This is a genomic window from Candidatus Laterigemmans baculatus, assembly GCF_010367455.1.
Lineage (GTDB): Bacteria > Planctomycetota > Planctomycetia > Pirellulales > Pirellulaceae > Laterigemmans > Laterigemmans baculatus.
The window spans coordinates 1-5,062 of sequence record NZ_WRPR01000067.1 but is presented as its reverse complement, the minus strand read 5'-3'; the positions used below and the strand labels follow the sequence as shown (position 1 = coordinate 5,062).

At 64.6% G+C, this 5,062-nt stretch carries 5 protein-coding genes; 1 reads left to right on the top strand and 4 read right to left on the bottom strand.

Annotated features, from left to right (window positions below; all coding sequences use genetic code 11):
• Positions 1 to 236: 236 nt before the first annotated feature.
• From cbiE to GNK13_RS13585, 4 genes are all read right to left on the bottom strand, one after another.
• On the bottom strand, positions 237 to 1,475 hold the full coding sequence (gene cbiE / locus GNK13_RS13600; RefSeq protein WP_164103097.1) for a precorrin-6y C5,15-methyltransferase (decarboxylating) subunit CbiE: 1,239 nt from the start codon (positions 1,473 to 1,475) through the stop codon (positions 237 to 239).
• Between the two features lie 121 nt (positions 1,476 to 1,596).
• Positions 1,597 to 1,929 carry a HesB/IscA family protein gene (locus GNK13_RS13595; protein ID WP_164103096.1) on the bottom strand — a complete coding sequence of 111 codons (333 nt, stop codon included), beginning with the start codon at positions 1,927 to 1,929 and terminating at the stop codon, positions 1,597 to 1,599.
• 337 nt (positions 1,930 to 2,266) lie between these two features.
• A complete protein-coding gene (locus GNK13_RS13590) occupies positions 2,267 to 3,655 on the bottom strand; it encodes an HD domain-containing protein (protein WP_235935137.1) in 1,389 nt (462 codons plus the stop codon).
• Positions 3,652 to 4,341 (bottom strand): hypothetical protein, encoded by a 690-nt coding sequence (locus GNK13_RS13585; RefSeq protein ID WP_164103095.1) that lies wholly within the window; start codon positions 4,339 to 4,341, stop codon positions 3,652 to 3,654. The genes GNK13_RS13590 and GNK13_RS13585 overlap by 4 nt, the downstream gene beginning before the upstream one ends.
• Here GNK13_RS13585 and GNK13_RS13580 point away from each other — a divergent pair.
• Positions 4,340 to 4,942, top strand: coding sequence for a tRNA (cytidine(34)-2'-O)-methyltransferase (locus tag GNK13_RS13580; protein WP_164103094.1), 603 nt, complete (start codon positions 4,340 to 4,342; stop codon positions 4,940 to 4,942). The two genes, GNK13_RS13585 and GNK13_RS13580, sit on opposite strands and share 2 nt — an antisense overlap.
• The last annotated feature ends 120 nt before the right edge of the window (positions 4,943 to 5,062 follow it).

The window sequence follows — 5,062 nt, the reverse complement described above, 5'->3', positions numbered from 1 at the left end:
CCCAAAGAGAATCGCGAAAATGTTTGGGGGTGAAGGTCAAGCGATTGCCGCGATTCCCTTCGGGGGAGAGGGGGCTAAAAACTGCACGACCTCCCTGGGAGGGTCGCGAGGAACGAGCGGGGAGGGCGTAGCGTGACGTAGTTCTCTGGGTGCAGAAAGACTCCGCTGGCCCTCCCCGGGCCTGAGAGCCCGACCCTCCCGGGGGGAGGGTAATGGTGAAGGCCCAGTACTCAGCCTCACCGTTTGCGACCGGCGATCAGGAACGAAGGGTTCATCGATTCGAGCCGCAGGGCTCCGAGCGAATCGACGCCCCGGGCGATGTTGATCATGCGGACGTCAACTTCGATACCCTCGTTCCGGACCGCATTGCGGACCGAGGCCAGCGAATCGATGCTGGCCACGTTGATCACGATTCGGCCACCGCGTTTCAGTCGTCCGCAGGCGGCGACGCTCAGATCGGTGACCGCCCGCCCCAATCCGCCGACGAAGATCGCATCGGGATCGGGCAGATCCTCCCAGGCGGCCGGAGCGCTCCCATGGACTGGGACGAGCGACGGGCACTGGAAGATTTTGGCGTTCTCCAGCATCAAGCCATAATCTTCGGCGTCCATCTCGATCGCATACACCTGCCCCTGGTGGGCCAGCCCCGAGGCTTCGATCGCCAGCGAACCGCTGCCGGCGCCGACATCCCAGACGATGCTCCGCGGCGCCAAATCCATCTCGGCCAGCGCCAAGCAGCGGACTTCGGTCGGCGTCAGCAAGCCCCGTTTCGGTCGCGACTGCAGGAAGTACTCGTCGGGATTGCCGAACAGGCGGCGGCCCTCCCATTCTCGCGGTCGGTCGGCCGCCCCGCGGTGCCGCACGAGGATCATCACGTTCAGCGGGGCGAACTGCATCTTGCGAATCGTCTCAAGGTCTCCCTGGGTGACCCGCTCGTCAGGGGAGCCGAGGTTTTCGCAGACGTAGGCGTTGAAGTAATCGATGCGGCGATCGAGCAGCGACTCGGCGACGACCGACGGCGTGATCGCTTCGGTGGTGAACAAGCCCACGTGCTCGGCCGTGCGGATCGTTTCGACGACTCGGTCGAGCGGCTGCGTGGCGAGATTCGTCAGATAGGCGTCATCCCAGCTTTCCTTGATCCGGGCAAAAGCGAGCTGCATGCTGCTGACGTGCGGCACGACGTCAAAACAGTGCTTGCCGACTGAATCGGACAAAAACCGGGCGATCCCGTAAAACAGCGGGTCCCCTTCGGCGAGCATCACCGCGCGGCGCCCGGCGAGCGAGGCGACCGCATCACGGATCGAGTCCAAATCGTTGCCGATCGCCACCCGCTCGCTCGGCCCAAACGGCACCCGCTCGAGCAACTCCGCCGGCCCCGCCAAAACTTCGGCATCGTCGATCAAAGAGCGGGCGTAAGCGGTCAGTCCGTCGGCTCCGTCGTCGCCGATACCGATGATTTGGATGCGCGGAGCCAAAGCGGGTGTTCCTCTCGGTGGGTGCGGAGCGAGACAACAAAAAACACCGGGTCAACCGACCCGGTGTTCTGGAGATTTTTTCGACGTGCCGAAGCCCCTTCTCGACGAGAACGGCTCTCGACTAGGCCGAGAACGAGCTTCCGCAGCCGCAGCTCTTCACGGCGTTCGGATTCTCGAAAGTGAAGCCCTGCTTCTCGAGGCTGTCGTACCAGTCGACGGTGGTGCCGTCCAGGTACAGCGCGCTCTTTTTATCGACCACCAACGGAACCCCGAAGCAGTCGTACTTGGAATCCGCTTTCTCGTCGAACGAGTCGTCGAAATTCAAGGTGTAGTTGAACCCGCTGCAACCGCCCCCGGCGACGCCGATCCGGAGGAACATCGAGTCATCAAAGTTGTGTTCCGTGCGGAACCGCTTGACTTCTTCGGCGGCTCGTTCGGTCAGCTTCACTGCCATCTGGTAAACCCTTCAAGTGCGCGATTGTGTTGAAAATCCCCGGTCACAGAAAACCCTGGCTGGACCTTCAAGAACCGTCATCCGTTTATCATATTCACCGATCGAGCCCGCGGACAACCCAGACCCCAAGCGTACGTCAGGCTTCAATCCAAAAGTCGAGCGTTGGACCCGCAACCCATCACCCTCCCCCCGGGAGGGTCGAGCGTCAGCGAGGGGAGGGAGAGCAATCCCTAGCGATAGCCCCAAGTGAAGCTCACCCTTGCGAACACCCTCCCCGCTCGTTCCTCGCGACCCTCCCGGGGGGAGGGTGACGCTTCAAGCGGTTTTCCCACAGAGTTCAGGCGATCGATCTCGTCGCCTCGATGGCCGCGTCCAGGTCCTCCGGCGGGAGTCTGCCTCCGGGCAGAGCGTCCCGCACCCCCTCGGGGACGAAGACTCGGACCCGTTTGACGTGGCTGTCGAATTGCCGGTTCGCTAGCGCCTCGACCACCGGGGAAACCTGGCCGAGCGGGCGGGGGCGGCCGAGCGGGTCGATCACGTCGACGTTGATATCGACTTCTAGCTTCACTGGCGGGGCGTCGATGATCACGTCCGCCGCGGTCAATGGTCCGGAGAGGCGACCGGCGAGCCGTTTGGAAAGTCGCTCGGCGAGCTCCCCGCTGGCCGCCACCAGCCACCAGTACGGCCGGTGGGCCAGCTGCTGATGGCGTGCCGGCTCGTCGAGCACGTTGAATTGAGCGACCCGCTTGAGCAGCCGTCGCCGCGGCCCGAACAGCCCTTCGACGAGCGATTCAGCGGGACTTCCCGCGGCCACTTCGCGAATCCGCGCGATCCAGTGGGCATCGTCCAGATCGTACATCCCCCCCGGGTCGAGCCTCCCCTCCTCTTTCAGCGCAGGCGTTTGCTCCGTTGAACTGGCTAGCTCGAGCGACTCGCGGAGCAGGAACACGGCCCGCTGGAGCATCGCCGTGGCGCTGCGGACGGCGTGATGCCAGTAAACTTCGCTGAACATCACGTAGCGGGCAAAAACCATCATTTCGGCCGCCGTTCGTCCCTTGTCGCCGATTGCCATCCGTGGCTCGTCCGGATGCAAGCGAATCGAGGCCAGCAGCCGACCGACGTCGAAATTGCGGCCATAGGGAACGCCCGCGTGCAGGCTGTCACGAATCAGGTAGTCCATCTTGTCGATGTCGATCGGTCCGCTGAGCAGACTCGAGAGCAGCCGCTCGGCATCGTCGGCCGGCCGCTTTTCGAGAATCCGCAGCACCGACTCGATTTCGCACCGCCACTCCGCGGCGATCAACGGAGCCAGCTCGCCACCGCCGATCAGCGCCCGAGCCCGCGCTTCGTGCGTCGGCACTCCCGGCAGCTGCATGTCCTCGATGGGATGGCAAAACGGCCAGTGTCCGCAGTCATGCACCAGCGAGGCGACGATGAACGCGTCGGCGGCTGCCGGAGAAACGAGCTCACGAAAGCGGCCGTCGGAGGCGAAATGCTCGAGCAGCCCGAGCGCCCCGCGGTAGACGCCGAGCGAATGTTCCAGCCGCGAATGGACCCCGCCGGGATAGACCAGCGACACCAACCCCAACTGGCTGACGCGGCCGAGCCGCCGCATCGGCTCGCTGTCGATGATCCGCATCACCCGCGGCGTGACCGGGACGTCCATCTCAGGCGGGATGCGGATCAGCGACGCGGCTGCCGAATCTACCGAAACTTCCTCGGTCACCCCTCCACTCCAGCCAACGGCACTCCGGCGATCACGGCCAGGGCCAGGATGCCCACGAAGTAGAGAGCCGAGTGGATCAGCCCCGAGCCAAACTCCAGCTCAAACGTGGCCATCGAGGCGAGCGCCCCGAGCACCGTCATCACCGCGAGCGTGATTCCGGCAGTCAGGTAGGGCATCTCGCTCGGCCGCCGGTACTCGAACAAGTAGCCGGGCAAGAAGGTGTAGATCAGCCACAAGGCAGCGAAGATCGCCGAGCAGATTCCCACGCGGATCCACAGCTCGCGACCGCGATACGGCTCCAACTCCTGCTCGCGGGCAAACGTGTAGCCCGCCCAGACCAGCGGCGGGGCGAGCAAAATCACTCCCAGGATCCGGGCCGCCAGCGGCACTCCCCCGGTCACGCGGAGACCGATCGCTAGAAAGATCGCAGCCAACACGGCCCCGGCGACGACCATGATTCCCCGCCGCGTGACGTTGACTTCCTCGCGGGTGATCGGCTTGAGGACCGAGCGGCCTTTGCTGTCCTTCGGCCCCATGTCTTCCGGGGCGTGGACGACGACTTCACCCGTTTTGTCCGGGATCTGAATCTGTTGCTTGCACTTCGGGCAGGGCCCTTTTTTGCCCGCGAATTTCTCATTGACCTGGAATCGCGTCAGGCAACCCGGACAGGTAACTTGGATCGGCATGGAGACAAAACGCGAGGAAGAGAATCGGTCGGGCGCCGCTCGACCAGGAAATCGCCCGACGCTGGAGGGGCACAGTCTCGCACGCGCCGAGCCCCATGTGCAAGCAGAGACCCCGGAGGTGCGAGCCGAGGCTTCCTCGCGGTTCGCCCACGTCGTGCTCTACCAGCCCGAAATTCCCCAGAACACCGGGAACATCGGGCGAAGCTGCGTCGCCACCGGTGCTTCGCTGTGGATCGTCCGACCGGCCGCATTCCGGCTCGACGACCGTTCGCTCCGCCGTGCGGGACTCGATTACTGGCAGCACCTCGACCTGCACACCGTCGCCCACTGGGAGGAACTGCGGGAGCGATTGCCGGAAACCCCCGCACGCCGCTACTGGTACTTCAGCCGCTTTGCCACGCGTCCGCTGTGGGAGGCGGAACTGGGCCGCGGCGACGTGCTGGTGTTCGGCAGCGAAACCTCGGGCCTGCCCCCCTCGATCCGCGAAGCCGCCGGCCCGCGGGCAGTCCGGCTGCCGACCAGCGAGCACGTACGGAGCCTGAACCTGGCGACGACCGTCGGCGTGGCGCTGTACGACCTGATGCGCCGCGAAGCGACCTGAGGCACACGCGAGCTGGACAGCGCCAGTTTGGATTGGTTCGGAGCAGGACGGCTCGCGGAAAAATCGTTTAACGGCAAGCCGAAGGCGACTGCTTTTTAAAACACAGTCGCCTTCGGCTTG